The sequence below is a fragment of the Marinomonas vulgaris genome, assembly GCF_018145875.1.
Classification (GTDB): domain Bacteria; phylum Pseudomonadota; class Gammaproteobacteria; order Pseudomonadales; family Marinomonadaceae; genus Marinomonas; species Marinomonas vulgaris.
Map to the genome: position 1 here is coordinate 57,424 of NZ_JAGSSV010000013.1, position 16,335 is coordinate 73,758.

At 47.1% G+C, this 16,335-nt stretch carries 16 protein-coding genes and 1 other RNA gene; 11 read left to right on the forward strand and 6 right to left on the reverse strand.

All coding sequences use genetic code 11. The features are described from left to right. Nucleotides 1-108 precede the first annotated feature (108 nt). Together J9B83_RS10985 and J9B83_RS10990 are read right to left on the reverse strand one after the other, a co-directional pair. Nucleotides 109-888 (reverse strand): DUF2927 domain-containing protein, encoded by a 780-nt coding sequence (locus J9B83_RS10985; RefSeq protein WP_211536792.1) that lies wholly within the window; start codon nt 886-888, stop codon nt 109-111. Next, entirely contained in the window at nt 875-1,411 is a 537-nt protein-coding gene (locus J9B83_RS10990) for an NUDIX hydrolase (RefSeq protein ID WP_211536793.1), read from the reverse strand. The genes J9B83_RS10985 and J9B83_RS10990 overlap by 14 nt, the downstream gene beginning before the upstream one ends. Before the next feature lie 269 nt (nt 1,412-1,680). Between J9B83_RS10990 and astE the strand changes: the two genes are divergently transcribed. The 8 genes from astE to traF (J9B83_RS11030) all read left to right on the forward strand — a co-directional run bounded on the left by astE (nt 1,681) and on the right by traF (J9B83_RS11030) (nt 10,355). Then, nucleotides 1,681-2,697: a succinylglutamate desuccinylase gene (astE, locus tag J9B83_RS10995; protein WP_211536794.1), complete on the forward strand. Its 1,017-nt coding sequence runs from the start codon at nt 1,681-1,683 to the stop codon at nt 2,695-2,697. A gap of 121 nt (nt 2,698-2,818) precedes the next feature. Continuing rightward, a complete protein-coding gene (locus tag J9B83_RS11000; RefSeq protein ID WP_211536795.1) occupies nt 2,819-3,868 on the forward strand; it encodes a zinc ABC transporter substrate-binding protein in 1,050 nt (349 codons plus the stop codon). A gap of 194 nt (nt 3,869-4,062) precedes the next feature. Further along, nucleotides 4,063-5,037: a KpsF/GutQ family sugar-phosphate isomerase gene (locus tag J9B83_RS11005; RefSeq protein WP_211536796.1), complete on the forward strand. Its 975-nt coding sequence runs from the start codon at nt 4,063-4,065 to the stop codon at nt 5,035-5,037. Nucleotides 5,038-5,091: 54 nt separating this feature from the next. After that, nucleotides 5,092-5,940 carry a 3-deoxy-8-phosphooctulonate synthase gene (gene kdsA / locus J9B83_RS11010; protein WP_211536797.1) on the forward strand — a complete coding sequence of 283 codons (849 nt, stop codon included), beginning with the start codon at nt 5,092-5,094 and terminating at the stop codon, nt 5,938-5,940. Between the two features lie 3 nt (nt 5,941-5,943). Then, nucleotides 5,944-6,525, forward strand: a complete 582-nt coding sequence (locus tag J9B83_RS11015; protein ID WP_211536798.1) for a KdsC family phosphatase — start codon at nt 5,944-5,946, stop codon at nt 6,523-6,525. Next, nucleotides 6,525-7,331, forward strand: a complete 807-nt coding sequence (gene kdsB, locus J9B83_RS11020; RefSeq protein WP_211536799.1) for a 3-deoxy-manno-octulosonate cytidylyltransferase — start codon at nt 6,525-6,527, stop codon at nt 7,329-7,331. The genes J9B83_RS11015 and kdsB overlap by 1 nt, the downstream gene beginning before the upstream one ends. A 230-nt stretch (nt 7,332-7,561) precedes the next feature. Next, nucleotides 7,562-8,815 carry a conjugal transfer protein TraF gene (gene traF / locus J9B83_RS11025; protein WP_211536800.1) on the forward strand — a complete coding sequence of 418 codons (1,254 nt, stop codon included), beginning with the start codon at nt 7,562-7,564 and terminating at the stop codon, nt 8,813-8,815. Nucleotides 8,816-8,924: 109 nt separating this feature from the next. Further along, complete coding sequence (gene traF / locus J9B83_RS11030; RefSeq protein ID WP_211536801.1) at nt 8,925-10,355, forward strand: conjugal transfer protein TraF; 1,431 nt, start codon at nt 8,925-8,927, stop codon at nt 10,353-10,355. Here traF (J9B83_RS11030) and J9B83_RS11035 read toward each other — a convergent pair. From J9B83_RS11035 to J9B83_RS11045, 3 genes are all read right to left on the reverse strand, one after another. Beyond that, a complete protein-coding gene (locus tag J9B83_RS11035; RefSeq protein ID WP_211536802.1) occupies nt 10,352-10,957 on the reverse strand; it encodes a 5-formyltetrahydrofolate cyclo-ligase in 606 nt (201 codons plus the stop codon). The genes traF (J9B83_RS11030) and J9B83_RS11035 overlap by 4 nt on opposite strands. A gap of 4 nt (nt 10,958-10,961) precedes the next feature. After that, nucleotides 10,962-11,139, reverse strand: a non-coding RNA gene (ssrS, locus tag J9B83_RS11040) — 6S RNA. 129 nt (nt 11,140-11,268) lie between these two features. Then, nucleotides 11,269-11,568 (reverse strand): cell division protein ZapA, encoded by a 300-nt coding sequence (locus tag J9B83_RS11045; RefSeq protein WP_211536803.1) that lies wholly within the window; start codon nt 11,566-11,568, stop codon nt 11,269-11,271. A gap of 144 nt (nt 11,569-11,712) precedes the next feature. On the opposite strand from J9B83_RS11045, the gene prfB reads away from it, so the two are divergent. The 3 genes from prfB (at nt 11,713) to hisC (ending at nt 15,541) form a co-directional block, all read left to right on the forward strand. Continuing rightward, nucleotides 11,713-12,808, forward strand: a protein-coding gene (gene prfB, locus J9B83_RS11050; protein WP_211536804.1) for a peptide chain release factor 2 whose coding sequence is annotated in 2 segments (ribosomal slippage) — nt 11,713-11,784 and nt 11,786-12,808 — 1,095 coding nt in all. Because the reading frame shifts where the segments join, the coding sequence is not laid out codon by codon here. A gap of 47 nt (nt 12,809-12,855) precedes the next feature. Further along, the gene (gene lysS / locus J9B83_RS11055) at nt 12,856-14,358 is read left to right on the forward strand and encodes a lysine--tRNA ligase (RefSeq protein WP_211536805.1); all 1,503 of its coding nucleotides are present in this window, start codon (nt 12,856-12,858) and stop codon (nt 14,356-14,358) included. 115 nt (nt 14,359-14,473) lie between these two features. After that, nucleotides 14,474-15,541 (forward strand): histidinol-phosphate transaminase, encoded by a 1,068-nt coding sequence (gene hisC / locus J9B83_RS11060; protein ID WP_211536806.1) that lies wholly within the window; start codon nt 14,474-14,476, stop codon nt 15,539-15,541. A gap of 274 nt (nt 15,542-15,815) precedes the next feature. Here the strand turns inward: hisC and J9B83_RS11065 are convergent, their stop codons facing one another. Next, nucleotides 15,816-16,226, reverse strand: a complete 411-nt coding sequence (locus J9B83_RS11065; protein WP_407944023.1) for a tyrosine-type recombinase/integrase — start codon at nt 16,224-16,226, stop codon at nt 15,816-15,818. Between the last annotated feature and the right edge of the window lie 109 nt (nt 16,227-16,335).

Here is a 16,335-nt window from a genome sequence, read left to right on the forward strand (position 1 = left end):
GCTGTAGAAAGGCAGAGTGAATAAGTAAAATTTATGGTAGAAAGGTTGAAAAGGCCAATAATATTGATCTATAGCAGCCTTTGTTTTTCGCTACTGGTAGCGGTTTGATCAATCACCTAGGTAGGTTTTTAAACTGTATCTTTGCACTCGTTGTGCTGCTTGTTCGATGTCTTTGTTAGCGTGCAATTGTTTTAATACGTTTGGAAAGGCGGCTTTGGTTTGTTCGACATTCATGCCGGGGGTTAAATGTCGGGAATACAAAGCTTTGAGTAGTAGATAATCCAAAGGACTTAAATAGGTATCGACGCTCACATCATTAAAAACAGAAGGAAACACTTCCCCTGAGTCGTTTGGTAGTCCAAGCAATTGGGTGATTTCTTCAACGATGCAATCTAAAAAACGACTTTTGCTGCGCGCGTAATCCACCGGGATGATGATGGTGCCCTTGGTGATTTCATAGCGTCCGTTGCGTCTAAAATTCCCCAAACAAATGGCTTCATCTAAAGCGGCTCGAATATTTTCTGGGTCGCCTATGTATTGGCTTACCTTGTTTTCTAGGCTCTTGTAATCGGTAAAAATAACAAAAATGTTGGCGTCTTTGGGGTTTGGGGTGAAATCAATGGATAACCCTGTGATGTAGGCTAGGTGTTGGGCGTGGACACTTAATAATTCTTTTTGTAAAAGGGCATCGCCGCTGTCGCTTTCAAAAAACAACCGAATGGGTTTGTTCCAGCGAATGAGCTTAGGGAATTGGGTTTCCTTATATTCTCGTTCTAAGGCAATCTTGACGAAGCTGTCACGAATATAGGTGTCTTCTTGCCAGCGCTCTGTTGCCAGCGCTGGCAAAGATAAACAAACAGCACAGAGCCAAAGACTAAAGCGGGTCATCAAACTGTGGCGTCACGAGTTTATTGGCATAATGCTCTAACGCACTCACGGAATCGGGTGTGAAGAGTAATTGCTCTGGGTTGTTGAGAATGTCTTCGATACGCATTTCATGAACCGAGGCGACTTCTTTGGGCTGCAATACCAACTTGCCGTGAATGGCTTCGTCATAGTGGCAGGTGTAGATTTTTCCCCAAATACGAAACCCTTCGCCCTCGGTAACAAACACACCTTGGCTTTCTAAAGGCGCATCGAAACCAAGCTCTTCTTGTAACTCTCGGTGTGCCGAGTCTATGTAGGTTTCGTCTTTCTCGACTACACCACCAGTGGTGATACCGTAATAACCGGGGCAGAAAGCCTTATTGTCGGTACGCTTTTGAACAATCAGGTTTCCTTGCTTGTTGAACACCAAAATGTAAGTGACGCGGTGGTAATCTTTACCAAAGTTCATCAAACGTCGTGGCACATCGCCAATTATCTTATTGTTCTCATCCACTAAGATAATGACTTCGTCATTTGCTAGCATAAAATACTCAACCCGAAAATGAATCTTCTAAAAGGAAAGGGTATCGGCATTTGTGTTGAAAGAAAAGCGTTTTACCCACAGGAATAGACAACAAGTAAACACACAACACCGCAGCGATTTTTATGTATGTAATTATAAACTATTCATAAAGCGACCTGTTCTTTTGTTTTACTTAACAGCGAAGAATAAGCAAGGCATGTCGACAACAATTTCATCAGTAAAACGCTATTATGTTGAGGTATTTTATCGGGTGAGGTGACGGAGAAATCATGACAATTCCAAATAACGACTTTTTAGCATTAACCCTCGCTCATCAAGAGGCGATAGAGCCGTTTTCATTTTCTTTCTTGACGGGCACCGCCTTTGTGGAAGACACGGGTATTTTGCGACTTGAGCCTAATACGCCCAGCGATGTCAATCTGGTGTTGTCTGTTGGAGTACACGGAAACGAAACCGGCCCCATTGAATTGGTAAATCAACTGGTGAGCCAGCTATTGACCGGTAAACTGACTTTAAAAGTGCGGCTTTTGGTGTTGATAGGTAATCCAGTCGCGGCGAATCAAGCTAAGCGATTTTGTGAGGTGAATCTCAATCGTTTATTTGTGGGCGTTTGGCAACAATACGAAGGATACGAAGCGTCTCGTGCCGAGCGTTTAGAGCAAGCCATTAGTGACTTTTTTGCCCCCATTGCCGATAAGCCCGAAGGGCTTAAATTGCATTATGATTTGCACACCGCGATTCGCGGTTCTGAGTACGAAAAATTTGCAGTCTATCCGTATGTCGAAAACGCAGTGTATCACCGTGCTCAATTGGAATTTTTAGCGGCGAGTGGTATTGATGCGGTACTCTTTTCCCATCAAGCGACCACGACCTTTTCCTATTACAGTCATAAGGTGCATGGTGCTCACAGTTTTACCATTGAGCTGGGCAAGGTGCATGCATTCGGTGAAAACGATTTATCACGTTTTGCTGATATCAACACCAGCCTCACGACCTTATTGACCCGTGGTTATTGCCCGCGAGTGTCGGCATCGACCATGACGTTGTTTAAAGTATTGGATAGCCTAATAAAAGACGACGACAGTTATCGATTGAACTTGGCGAACGACGTTAAAAACTTCACCCAATTTGACGAAGGGTTTGTGTTGGCTGAGTCGATTAAAAGCCAGTACCTTGTTGAAAAAACAGGCGACGCCCTTGTGTTCCCCAATACCCAATTGCCGATTGGCCAGCGCGCGGGGCTAATGGTAAGACCAATAACACAGGGCGATTTGACGCTTAATTAAGCCAAAGTAAATCAAGGCCGATTTTTAAAGAGTCATAAAGGAGATTTGAGTCAAAGCGCTTGAATCTCTTTTTTTTCTGGCGTATTGTTACGTTATAACATCTAACATACGGTATCAGATAATGAATAAGCTTTTCTTTGCGTTGGGCGTGACTGCTCTTTCCCCTTTAGCCTTAGCAAAACCGGTTATTGCGACCAGTATTAAACCGGTTTCTATGATCGTTGCCGCGATCGCTGGCGATCACGCCGACATCCAACAAATCGTTGCAAGCACCGCATCTCCGCACGATTTTGCACTTCGTCCTTCTGATATCAAAAAAATTCACAATGCCGACGCTGTGGTATGGGTAGGTGAGTCGCTAGAACACTTCCTAGAAAAGCCACTTGAAAATGCGGGTAAAGAAGACTCATCCATTGAATGGATGGCGTTGAAAGGCGTTACGCTTCAAGATCGCTCTAAAAAGCATGAAGAACACGACGATCATGACCACGATGCACATGACGATCATGATGACCACGAAGGCCATGACCACGATGCACACGACGACCACGATGAGCACGATGAGCACGATGAGCACGAAGGCCATGATCATGACGATCACAAAGGTCACGACCACGATGAGCATGAAGAAGAAGGCCACGAGGGCCACAACCACACAGGTATTGATCCTCATGTTTGGTTGTTGCCTCAAAACGCAGTAGTACTCGCTAAAGCGGTTACTGAGCGTATGATGTGGTTAGACTCCGCCAACGCCGCGTATTACCAAGGTAACTTCGCTAAATTTGAGCAGGGCCTAAAAGCCAAAGACGCTGAAATTCGTAAAGATCTTAGCGCAGTGGGCGATGTGCCTTACATCGTTTTCCACGATGGTTACCGTTACTTTGAAAGCCATTACGGTCTTAACAATGCCGGTGCTGTGACGGTTAGCCCTGAGCGCAAACCGGGTGCGAAAAAAGTCGCTGAAATTCGTCACGAAATCGAAGAAAACAAGGTGCAGTGTGTGTTCAGTGAGCCACAATTCAGCCCTGCTATCGTTAAAGTCTTGATAGAAGGGACAAACGTAAAAAGTGGCGTGTTAGACCCACTGGGTAGCGCTGTTAAGGTAGACATGAATGCCTACTTTACCTTCCTAGACAGTTTGAAAGGTCAGTACTTGAGCTGCCTACGCTAGTTTTTTGTTACACTGAATACCCAGCCCGCCTAAAGTATTGCTCTTTAGGCGGGCTTTTTTATGGTCGTGGTATGTGGATAAGGCTGCGCTTTATCAACACTGTGTTATCAAAACGCGCTCTTTGTTAGGTGGGAGAAGCTTACCTCTGTATAATCACTCGACGTTAGATTTACGACACAGAGCAAAGAGGCTTTATGAGCGATCCATCTATTTCGAGCATCCACGACGATACCCTTATCGACAGCGCAAAACGCACTTTATCGACCCAAGCCCAAGCCTTGGCTAACCTCGCTAGTCGAGTGAATGAAGAATTTCCCAAAGCCGTGCGCATGATCCTTGCCAGTAAAGGCCGTACCATTATTTGTGGTATGGGCAAATCGGGTCTGATCGGCAAAAAAATCGCTGCGACGCTGGCCTCTACCGGCACCCCCAGTTTCTTTCTTCATCCGGGGGAAGCCTTTCACGGCGATTTAGGAATGATTCAAGCGGAAGACACGCTGATTTTGATCAGCTACTCGGGGGAAACCGAAGAATTGATGCGCCTGTTGCCGTCGTTAAAAGGCTTTGGTAACCCCAGCATTGCCTTGGTAGGTAATATGGAATCGACCCTAGCGAAGCACTGTGATTGTGTTTTAGACATCTCGGTGGACCGCGAAACCTGCCCGAACAATTTGGCACCGACTACGTCCACCACAATGACCACCGCCATGGGCGATGCTTTGGCTGTGGCGCTAATGGAATGCCGAGACTTTCAACCGCAAGACTTTGCCCGTTTCCACCCAGGTGGCAGCCTAGGGCGCAAGCTATTAACTCGCGTGAAAGATTTGATGCACCAAAACGACTTGCCAGTCTGTACTTCGAACACCACGCTCAAAGACGCGATTTCTGTGATGACCCACGGCCGTATGGGTGTTGTACTGATTCAAGACGGTGATAAATTATTAGGTATTTTTACCGATGGGGATTTGCGTCGTGCCATGCTTAAAGAAAGCGAAGGCATGATACACAAAACCATGGCAGACCTGATGACAGCGAACCCGAAAACCATCAACGAAAACGTAATGATAGTGCAGGCCGAAGAACAAATGTTGCGAGACAAAATCACCCTGCTGGTGGTTGTGGACGACGCGAAAAAAGTATCCGGCATTTTAGAAATTTACGACCGTTAAGCTGCACTCACACTTACCACTATATTCAGATATTACCGTATTTAGGAAGTTGTTATGTCAAAAATTATTAAAATTGGCGATCATGTAGAAGTCGCTAACCACCTGCCTTTTGTTTTATTCAGCGGTGTGAATGTTTTAGAATCGCGAGATTTGGCCATGCGTGTGGCTGAAGAGCATGTAAAAGTCACGCAAGCGCTGGGTATTCCTTATGTGTTTAAAGGTTCATTCGACAAGGCAAACCGCTCGTCGATCAATTCTTACCGTGGCCCCGGCATGGAAGAAGGCTTAAAAATTCTGCAAGAAATCAAAGACACCTTTGGTGTGCCTGTGATCACCGATGTGCACGAAGAATACCAGTGCGCGCCAGTGGCGGAAGTGGCGGATGTGATTCAATTGCCGGCGTTTCTTTCTCGTCAGACCGATTTGGTGGTAGCGATGGCGAAAACCGGTGCTGTGATCAACATCAAAAAAGCGCAGTTTTTAGCGCCTCACGAAATGAAGCACATTTTAACCAAGTGTGAAGAAGCCGGTAATAACACTCTGATGCTGTGTGAGCGCGGCACCATGATGGGCTACAACAATCTAGTAGTCGACATGCTAGGTTTTGGCGAAATGAAAAAAATGGGTTATCCCGTGATGTTTGATGTGACTCACTCTTTGCAACGCCCAGGTGGTCGCTCCGACTCGGCCGATGGTCGTCGTGCACAAGTGACTGAGCTGGCGCGTGCTGGCATGTCGCTTGGTTTGTCGAGCCTGTTCTTAGAAACTCACCCAGACCCAGATAACGCAAAATGCGACGGCCCATGTGCTCTACCTTTGGGCAAACTAGCGCCATTTCTTCAGCAAATGAAACAGCTGGACGACTTGGTGAAAACCTTCGAAGAATTGGACACGAGTGTCTAAACGATGGACGCTGATTTTTTATCTGCCTATGCCATATTGACTGACCAGCCTGAATGGATCGATAAACTCAACGCCATCAAGCTGGTGGTGTTCGATGTCGACGGTGTGTTGACCGATGGTCGTCTGCTTTATACCGAGCACGGCGAAACCATAAAGCGCTTTAACGTCAAAGATGGCGTGGCAATGAAGTTGCTGCCAAAGTGGGGCATTGAGGTCGCGGTGATTACCGCGAAAGATTCCGCGCCCTTGCGCCAACGCATGAAAGACCTGAAAGTCGAACACTTCTACCCAGGTTGCCATAACAAGGCAGCGGCGTTTGCAGAATTGGTCGCGCGCTTGGGTATCGACCCAAGCCAGGCGGCGTACGTGGGTGACGATGTGATTGACCTGCAAGTGATGCCCAAGGTGGGCGTGGCTTTGTGTCCGTCGGACGCCCATGTATTGCTAAAGCGCCATTGTCCCATCGTGTTGACGAAAGCCGCCGGTGAGGGCGTAGCGCGAGAAGTGGCTGACCTAATTTTAGCCACTCGAATGCCACTAGAAAACGCCTACGAATTAGCGCAACAACCGGAGTTTGAAAAATAATGACTGAACACAACACAAACACCGCCTTACCGGATTTTCACATCGTCATTCCTGCTCGATACGCGTCTCAGCGCTTTCCACAAAAGCTGATGGCCGATTTAGGAGGCAAGCCGGTGTTGCAATGGGTGTACGAATTGGCGTTAAAAGCCGGCGCTCAATCGGTCACTGTGGCGACCGATCACTCTACTATTCAAGCGGCCGCGCAAGCGTTTGGTGCGACCGTGGTGATGACCCGCGACGACCATGAAAATGGCACCGAGCGTTTGGCGGAAGTCGCAGCGGTGATGGGCTGGCAAGGTGATGAGATCATCGTTAATGTGCAAGGGGACGAGCCGTTTTTGCCGGTCGACTTGATTCACGCTAGCGTGATGGCGCTCAACAAGGACAAAGAAGCGCAAATGGCCACGGTGGCCTGCCCGATTGATCTACAAGAAGACTTTTTTAATCCCAACGTAGTAAAAGTAGTGTGCGACGAACAGCAACGTGCCTTGTATTTTAGCCGTTCGCCTATGCCGTGGGACAGAGATGGCTTTGCTGCCAGCTTAGAGCACACAGGACCAATGCCTACGGGCTTGCCTGCGCTGCGTCATATTGGCTTGTATGTGTATCGCGCCAGTTTACTGGGGCGTTATGCGGACCTTCCTATGTCGCCGCTAGAGCGCTGGGAAAAGCTCGAGCAACTGCGCTTTTTACATCAAGGCATCAAGGTACAAGTTGCCATGGCCGATGGTTTACCGACCCACGGAGTAGACACGCCAGAAGACCTAGAAAAACTCCGACATCAATTGTCTTTAAACATGATGTAGCGAGGTCAGCGTCTCGACTTCTGTAAACAAAGCAAATTGAAGACAGTAAAAGCGGCAACCGAGTATTCTAGGTTACCGCTTTTTTTTGATCTTTATAAAGATGATTTGATATTGCATAAAAAATGAATATTTAGCCCAGATAAGGTATGAAATTAGTAAATATTGTGTATACAATTATTGATATAGCATCTAGTGCTTTTTATTCACTTATCTGGTTAAAGGACAAAATCATGAAAAAGCTCATCTTACTGTCAAGTGGTCTGTTAAGTACCGCTGTATTCGCGGCCATGCCGGTGAACCAACCAACAGGGTCAAGCTTTACGCTCAGTAATGCGCCTAACCAGAGAGCCTTGTCGACGGTGTTTGCGAACCCCGCCGCGCCTTTCATCATGGTAAACCAAGCAGACGACGACAGCTTTCGCTTTGGTATCTTAGGGCCGTTGAGTATCGGCGTTGAGATGGGCGACGTGAGTGACTTGGGTGACCAAGTAGAAGAAGTTGAAGATCTTATTGATAATGCTACAGCTTTAACAGCATCAGGTGACGTAGCTAAAGCTAATAAAATTCTAGATGATATTGGTGATAACGCTTACATCAAAACCACTGCTAGCATGCAAATTCCTTTTATGCCGGTGATTTACAAAACCAAAACCAATGGCGCTTTCATGATAGACGCCAGTATTTCTGGTGTAGCCAAAGCGAGCTTATTAGCTGGTGATGTTCAAACAACGGGAGCGGGTTCTAATACGACCTTAACAACAGATACCTCTTATTACGCCCAAACCGCAACAGACCTACAAATTGGTTTTGGTTACAGTCAAGCCATGTGGGAACACGAAAAAGGCATGCTGATTGGTGGTGTGAAAGCCAACCTGCATGATATTTCTATGGGTCGTGCGCTTGTTCGTCTTGACGATGATAGCCAAGACGCAGGTGATGCGATTTCCGATTCCATTTCTGACGATGCGGTGAGCAGCACAAACGTTGGCTTGGATTTGGGTGTTGTATGGGTGGCGAACAACTATCAAGTGGGTTTGACTGTTGCCAATATCAACGAACCTGAATTTGATGGCGCGGACATCACCACCAACAGCGCATCTGATAGATATGATGTTACCGCTTCAGACAAATACGTGATGGAAATGCAAAGCACGGTAGACTTTGCGATTTCGACTAAGGGCAAACAATTCACAGTGGGCATGTCTTACGATGCGAACGCGGTGAAAGACGCCGTTGGCGACGAGTACCAGTGGGCTGCGACGTCTCTTTCTTACTACGGTGATTCCCACTTTATCCCGGGTTTGCGCGTGGGTATGCGTCAAAACATGGCCGGCACCGAGCTGAGTTACGGTACGTTTGGTCTGACTATTTTAAAACGTCTTAATATTGATCTTGCTGTTGCCCTGGACACAGTAAAAGACGAAGACGGCGATGAAATGCCTCGTAGCGCTTACTTCTCTATTGGTTACGATACCGCGTTTTAATTTCCTCGAAGTCATAAAAAAAGCCGAAAACTTGCTAGGTTCTCGGCTTTTTTTGTGGTCTGATTTTAGTCTTGCAAATTTAGTAGATACACATAGACATGGGTAAAGCATGAAAAAGTCTTTGGCGATTATTAGCTTAGGGTTAATGAGTTCTTCCATTATGGCATCGTCCTATATTTATCAGCCGACGGGCTCCAGCCTAGTGCTGGGTGGCTATGGTAATCGGCATGCGTTGTCTACCGCTGGCGGTAACCCTGCGTCGTCTTATCTCATGGCCAATTTACAAGGCTTTCGAGTCGGTTTTGTTGGGCCTTTAGGGATTGGTGTTGAAGGTGGCGGCATTGAAGACATTAACGATAAGTTGGATGAGCTAGAGGCTATTTTTGATGAAGACTTTGTTGATCGCATAAATGTGGATGCTATAAAAGCCCAAGCACAAAGTATTCAAAGCAGTTCAGGCACAGCAGCCGCTGATGCCTACGTTGTGTCTGAAATTGCCAGTGTATTATCGGATATCAACGATTCTCTCGATCAGTCTGACGCGATTATTTCAGATATTAGCCAAACCACCTATGTGAAATTTGCCACCACGATGCAAGCGCCTTTTTTGCCGATTATTTATAAAACTCGCCGACGTGGCGTGTTTAGCATTGATGCTGGAGCGTCTTTGGTCGGTCGTGCAGACATCATTTCTGACGAGCTTACCCTAACGGGGGTGAGTGATTTAGAAGCCGTGACCACGGCGTCGGATTTGAATACGGTCGATGTGAGCGACGCCGATATTGAGTCCGATACTTCGTTGTATTTAAAGCGCGCATCGGATTATCGGGTCAGTGTTGGCTACAGTGAAATGGTATCGCGAAGCACAAGCAATGCCCTGATCGTGGGCGGTCGCTTGAACTTTCATCGCTTTGCCTTGGATCAAAAAGTCACAGTACTGACCGAAGACGACGATTCTAGCGTGTCTTATGGGGATTTTTTCTTAAGTCGAGACTCGGCGGTGTCGAATGTTTCCTTGGATTTAGGTGTACTTTTGGCGGGACGAAATTATCAAATAGGCGCTTCGATCGCCAATATCAACGAACCGGAATTTGACTACAAAGGCTTAAGCAGCAGTTGTTCGGGCATGACGGCAGCGGATCAAAGTAATTGTGAAGCGGCGCTTCGATTGTCCAGTAAAGGCGCCTTTTCACTCAATGAAACCTACACCATGGAAGCGCAAATGACCCTTGATGCGGCGATAAAAAGCAAGGATCAGCACTTTTCGATTGGTGGTTCCTACGACGTTAACCCCATCAAAGACCCGTTAGGCGATGAATACCAATGGTCGGTGGTGTCTTTGTCGTATTTTAGTGATAACTGGGTGTTACCGGGAATGCGCGTGGGGATCAGAAAAAACATGGTCGGCAATGAGTTGAACTATTACACCGCTGGATTGACCTTTTATCGACGTTTGGACTTTGATGTGGCCTATGCGCCTGAGAACGACGAGGGTAACAGCGGAGTGTATGTCTCCGCCGGTTACAGCTTCGCTTTTTAGTCGACTTTAATCAGCTGTTGAGGGGTAATGATCGCTTGAAGCGGCACATCCCAACCCTCAATGGGTAAGCTTTTGACCGCTTGGCAGTCGTGAGCAAGACCGATTAGCAAAGGACGAGCGTCGGCGGGTTTGTTTGCGAAGGTTCGATCGTAAAATCCTCCCCCCATGCCAAGACGGCCGCCTTTCGTATCGAAGCCGACTAGCGGCAGGAATACCATGTCTAGCTCATGACCTGAAATAGTCTCGTTAGTAAGTGGCTCATTGATGCCAAACTTGTTTTCTTGCCAGAGGGTGTCTTTGGAATACAGAGCAAAGGTCAGCTGTTTGCCGTCAATCACTGGCAAATAAGTTTGAATGCCGTGTTGCCAAAAATGTTCACAAAGAAGGTGCGGCGAAATCTCACCGTCGTTCGACAAGTATAGAGCGACTCTTTGAATTGGCTGAGTATTGGCATTAGACGCTTGGCTGAGTGTGACAAGGCGCTGAGCAATATCGGTTAACAAAGCGGATGCCGCGTCTTCTTGTTGCTGCGCCGTGAGGCTTCTTCTGGCTTGACGTAATTGACGACGAAGGGTTTGTCTAGGATCGAGATGAGAGGTCATAAAGGTGTTTCCCAAGTTGCCGTTTCGGCTATTGGCCTTGAACCCAGTGGTTCAAGGTGGAAAGAACTGTGACTTTTTAGGCTTTCCGACGCACGGACATGCACACCAAACCAGCAGGTTCTTTCCGGGGTATTACTCATAGGCTCAAGGGCGTTAAGCCGCTTCGAACAACCCAGGAAACGGACTACAGTATAGAATAATTTATGGCGTAAATCACTTAATAGCGCAGGGCGTTTTCTTGCTTGTATGAAGAAAATTCGTGTTGTCTGCTTGCAATCAAAAAAGTCGTTCAAAGAATACACCATGAATGTTTATTCATTGACCAACTTTGTTTGATGAGTCAAAGCAGAGTCGAGCTGTGAGGTCAGCTCTCGCAGCTGTTGCTCGTTGGCACGGGCGTATTTTTGGTTCGACAGCATATCGTGAGTAATATTCAATGCCGCAAGTACAGCGATTTTTTCGAGACCGACAATTTTGCCACTGGCCTTGATTTCGCGCATTTGATTGTTTAAATACTCAGCCGCTTCTTTTAAGTCGGCTTCGTGCCCTTTAGGGCAATTTATTTTGTAATTTTGTCCCAGTATGGCGACGGTGACGGTTGGCTTATCCATATTGACTCCATTTGATAGCAAGGCCCACAAAAAATGGTCTGTTTTTCCATCATTGGGTAGCGAATGGCATTTTATGCTGCGAGTAAATTCGTTACAATTCCGAATCAACTTTATCCTCACTGTTTATAGCAAATTGACGCCAATATGGAAATAAACCCGATACTTTCTAAGATAAAAGACCTTTCTGCCCGTGCTTTAACCCTACGGGGGTATCTTTGACTACGAGTCAAAGAAAGAACGCTTAGAGGAAGTTAACCGCGAACTGGAAGATCCCGCTATTTGGAACGACCCAGATTACGCACAAAAATTAGGCCGCGAACGATCTTCGTTAGAAGCCATTGTTGGTACGCTAGACAACATGGAATCTGGCGTAAACGACGCCAAAGAGTTGTTAGAGCTTGCGGTCGAAGAAGACGACGATGACTCCATCGAAGCCGTTCAGTTGGAGTTGGAAGAGTTAGACGCTCAACTGGCCAAGTTAGAATTCCGTCGTATGTTCTCCCATGAGATGGACGAAAACAGCGCCTTCTTGGACATTCAGTCTGGCTCTGGCGGCACCGAAGCACAAGATTGGGCCAATATCCTACTGCGCATGTATTTGCGTTGGGGCGAAGACAAGGGCTTTAAAGTCGAACTGATGGAAGTGTCGGCCGGAGACGTCGCAGGGATTAAATCGGCGACCATTCGTTTTGAAGGCGAATACGCCTTTGGCTGGTTGCGTACGGAAACGGGCGTGCACCGTTTGGTGCGTAAATCGCCGTTTGACTCGGGTAACCGCCGCCATACCTCGTTTGCTTCTGTGTTTGTGTCGCCCGAAATTGACGACAACGTAGACATCGAGATCAACCCAGCGGACATTCGTACCGATACCTACCGTTCATCCGGTGCGGGTGGTCAGCACGTAAACACCACCGACTCGGCGGTTCGTATTACCCACGTGCCAACGGGCATAGTGGTGCAGTGTCAGAATCAGCGTTCACAACACGCCAACCGTGATTTCGCCATGAAACAACTTCGTGCCAAATTGTACGAATTCGAAATGTTGAAACGCACCGAGGCTGCACAAGCCGTGGAAGACAGTAAGTCTGACATTGGTTGGGGTAGCCAGATTCGTTCTTACGTGTTGGACGCGTCGCGCATTAAAGATTTGCGCACCGGCGTAGAAACCTCCAACACCGGCGCCGTTCTTGATGGCAATTTAGACCAGTTTATTATTGCCAGCTTAAAGCAAGGTCTGTAACGCGCCCTTCCTTATTTAGAAAATTGAAAAGAGTAGATAGCAAAATCATGGCTAACGAAAACAACACAGAATCCACAGCACAATCCGATGACAACCGCCTAGTCGCAGAACGTCGCGGTAAATTGGCGGCCATTCGCGCTGAGCGCAATGCCTACCCAAACACGTTTCGCCCTGACGCGTACGCGGCTGATTTACAAGCCGAATTTGGTGAGCACGAGAAAGCCGACTTAGAAGAAAAAGACCATAAAGTCAGCATTGCGGGTCGTATCATTCGTAATCGTGGTGCCTTCATGTTGTTGCAAGACATGACAGGACAAATTCAGGCTTATGTAAATCGTAAAGCCTTGTCTCCAGAGTTGCTAGCCGATCAAAAAACATGGGATTTGGGCGACATTATTGGCGTGACGGGCCCTGTTCACAAATCCGGTAAAGGCGATTTGTACATCGACATGCAAGAAGCGCAATTGCTGACTAAAGCTCTGCGTCCTTTGCCAGATAAGCATCACGGCTTGTCCGATATGGAAATGCGCTACCGCCAGCGCTACGTGGATTTGATCGTCAACGAAGAGTCTCGTGCCACCTTCCAAATGCGTTCTAAAATCATTTCTACGATTCGCCGCTTCTTAGAAGATCGTCGCTTCATGGAAGTGGAAACGCCTATGTTGCAAACCATTCCTGGTGGTGCATCGGCGCGTCCTTTCGTCACACACCACAATGCGATGGACATGAGCATGTACTTGCGCATCGCGCCAGAGCTTTACTTGAAGCGTTTGGTTGTGGGTGGCTTTGAGCGTGTGTTTGAGATCAACCGTAACTTCCGTAACGAAGGCACATCGACTCGCCATAACCCAGAATTCACCATGATCGAATTCTACCAAGCCTACGCCGACTACAAAGATCTGATGGACCTTACTGAAGCCATGTTGCGTGAAGTGGCTGAGAAAGTATTGGGCACAACAACCGTGACCTACCAAGGGTCAGAATACGACTTCGGCGCGCCGTTTGTTCGCATGACCATGTTGGATTCGATTCTGCATTACAACCCAGAGTTGACCGCAGACGATGTTAGTACCATCGAAAAAGCCACTGTGGTGGCTAAGAACCTAAAAATCGATGTGAAACCGATTTGGGGCTTGGGCAAGTTGTGGACAGAAATTTTTGAAGAAACGGCTGAACACAAACTTGATCAACCGACCTTTATTACCGAATACCCAGCGGAAGTGTCTCCACTTGCGCGTCGTAACGACGACAACGATTTCATCACCGATCGCTTTGAATTCTTTGTCGGTGGTCGTGAAATTGCCAACGGTTTCTCGGAGTTAAATGATCCAGAAGACCAAGCGGAACGTTTTATGCGTCAAGTAGAAGAAAAAGACGCAGGCGACGACGAAGCCATGCATTACGATGCGGACTACATCAATGCCCTAGAATACGGCTTGCCACCAACCGCGGGTGAAGGTATTGGTATCGACCGTTTGGTGATGTTGTTCACCGATGCGCCATCTATTCGTGACGTTTTGTTGTTCCCACATATGAAGCCTCAGGACTGATCCAAGGCCGGGCAGTCACTGTCAAATTAATGTATTTATAAGGCCTCTTTTGAGGCCTTATTTTGTTTTCACCCTCTATTATGACGTACCACTATTAACGTACAACGGAGCATCCATGAGTCGTTTTTGGACAGATAAAATCGCTTCTCTTGACCCTTATGTGCCAGGCGAACAACCGCAAGACAAAAAGTACATCAAGCTAAACACCAACGAAAGCCCGTATGCTCCTTCTTCGAAAGCCTTGGATGCCATGGCTTCAGAAGTCAGTGAGCGTTTACGACTGTATCCTGATCCGAATGGCGTTACGCTGAAAACAGCGTTGGCAAAAAGCTACTCGTTGAACACGGATCAGGTGTTTGTTGGCAATGGCTCCGACGAAGTGTTGGCGCTGGCCTTTATGGGGTATTTTGCCGGTGGCAAGCCATTAGCGTTTGCAGATATCACCTACAGCTTTTACAAAGTCTATGCGGGCTTATACAGCATCGAACCTCACTTGATTCCATTGGATGATGATTTCAATATCGTACCGACGGATTATGAAAATCTGGACGTATCCGGCGTGGTCGTGACCAACCCGAATGCGCCAACGGGTAAAGCCTTGCCGCTTGCCGACATCGAAGCCATTCTAAGTGCGAACCCAGATGTGGTTGTGCTGGTGGACGAAGCCTATGTAGACTTTGGCGCGCAAAGTGCCTCTGTGTTGGTGAATCAATACCCGAACCTTCTCGTCGTGCAAACCCTGTCAAAATCTCGCGCTTTAGCTGGGATTCGTGTTGGCTATGCTTTGGGACACCCAGACTTGATCGAAGGGCTGGAGCGTTTGAAAAACTCCTTCAACTCCTACCCGATCGACCGCATCGCTTTGGCCGGCGCTACTGCCGCAGTAGAAGACGAAAGCTATTTAAAAGAAATCTGCGACAAAACCATCGCCACACGCGAGCAATCCGTCAAAGAGTTAGAAGCGCTTGGTTTTACGGTATTGCCATCGGCGACCAACTTCGTCTTTGTGACACACCCAGAGAAAAACGCCGAACAAATTTACCTTGCGCTAAAAGAGCAGGGCATCTTGGTACGTTTCTTTGGTAGCAACAAACCACGCATCGGCAACTACCTACGCATCACCATAGGCACAGACGCCGAAATGGCCGCCTTAACCACGGCATTAAAAGCGTTGCTTTCATAAGCATTTGAGCTGTGAACAAAGACAAACCGCTGACCTCAGCGGTTTTTTGTTTCCATTCAAACGCACTGCTGATGGTTAGTTTCTTCCCCTTTTCTCTTCAAGGGGAAGACGGGGTGTTCACCGTGATCAACCAAAAACCCTATTTACGCGATATTACTGTTTGATCTCGCTCACCGACTTTGCCTTGGTGCTTTTTCCCTCACTCTTAACTCCAAAACAGAGTTCATTGTTGACTCTTTTTCCAAGGGTCATTGGTTCTTAATTAATGGCCATGTTACAACAGCTGATCAATCGGGCTACTAGTACCGGCAAAGTGTTCCCCAATAACATGAGTATAGATTTGGGTGGTTGATACGTCGTTATGGCCTAGAAGTTCTTGAACGGTTCTTATGTCTCGTCCTGCGATTAATAAGTGAGTTGCAAAGGAATGACGGAATGTATGGCAGTTTACTCTTTTCTCTAAAATATTTGCGGCATGCACAGCTTTTTTTAACGCTTTTCTAGGAACGGAATCATGCAAGTGATGGCGACATAATTCACCTGTCATTGGATGCGAGCAAATTGATATAGATGGAAATAAAAACATCCAGCTAAATTGTCGAAAAGCATTAGGGTATTTTTTACCTAAAGCAAAAGGTAGTGAAGGTCCATAACCTTTTGAGTTATCTTTTTGTTGGACTTTCAAAGCATAGTTTTTTTGATTATTGATTGATTCTGTGTAAGCGCCAATCCAACCCTACCTGCCCATGACGCCCTCAAACCGCTAACCTTATCGCTTCTTATTATTCAAGGAG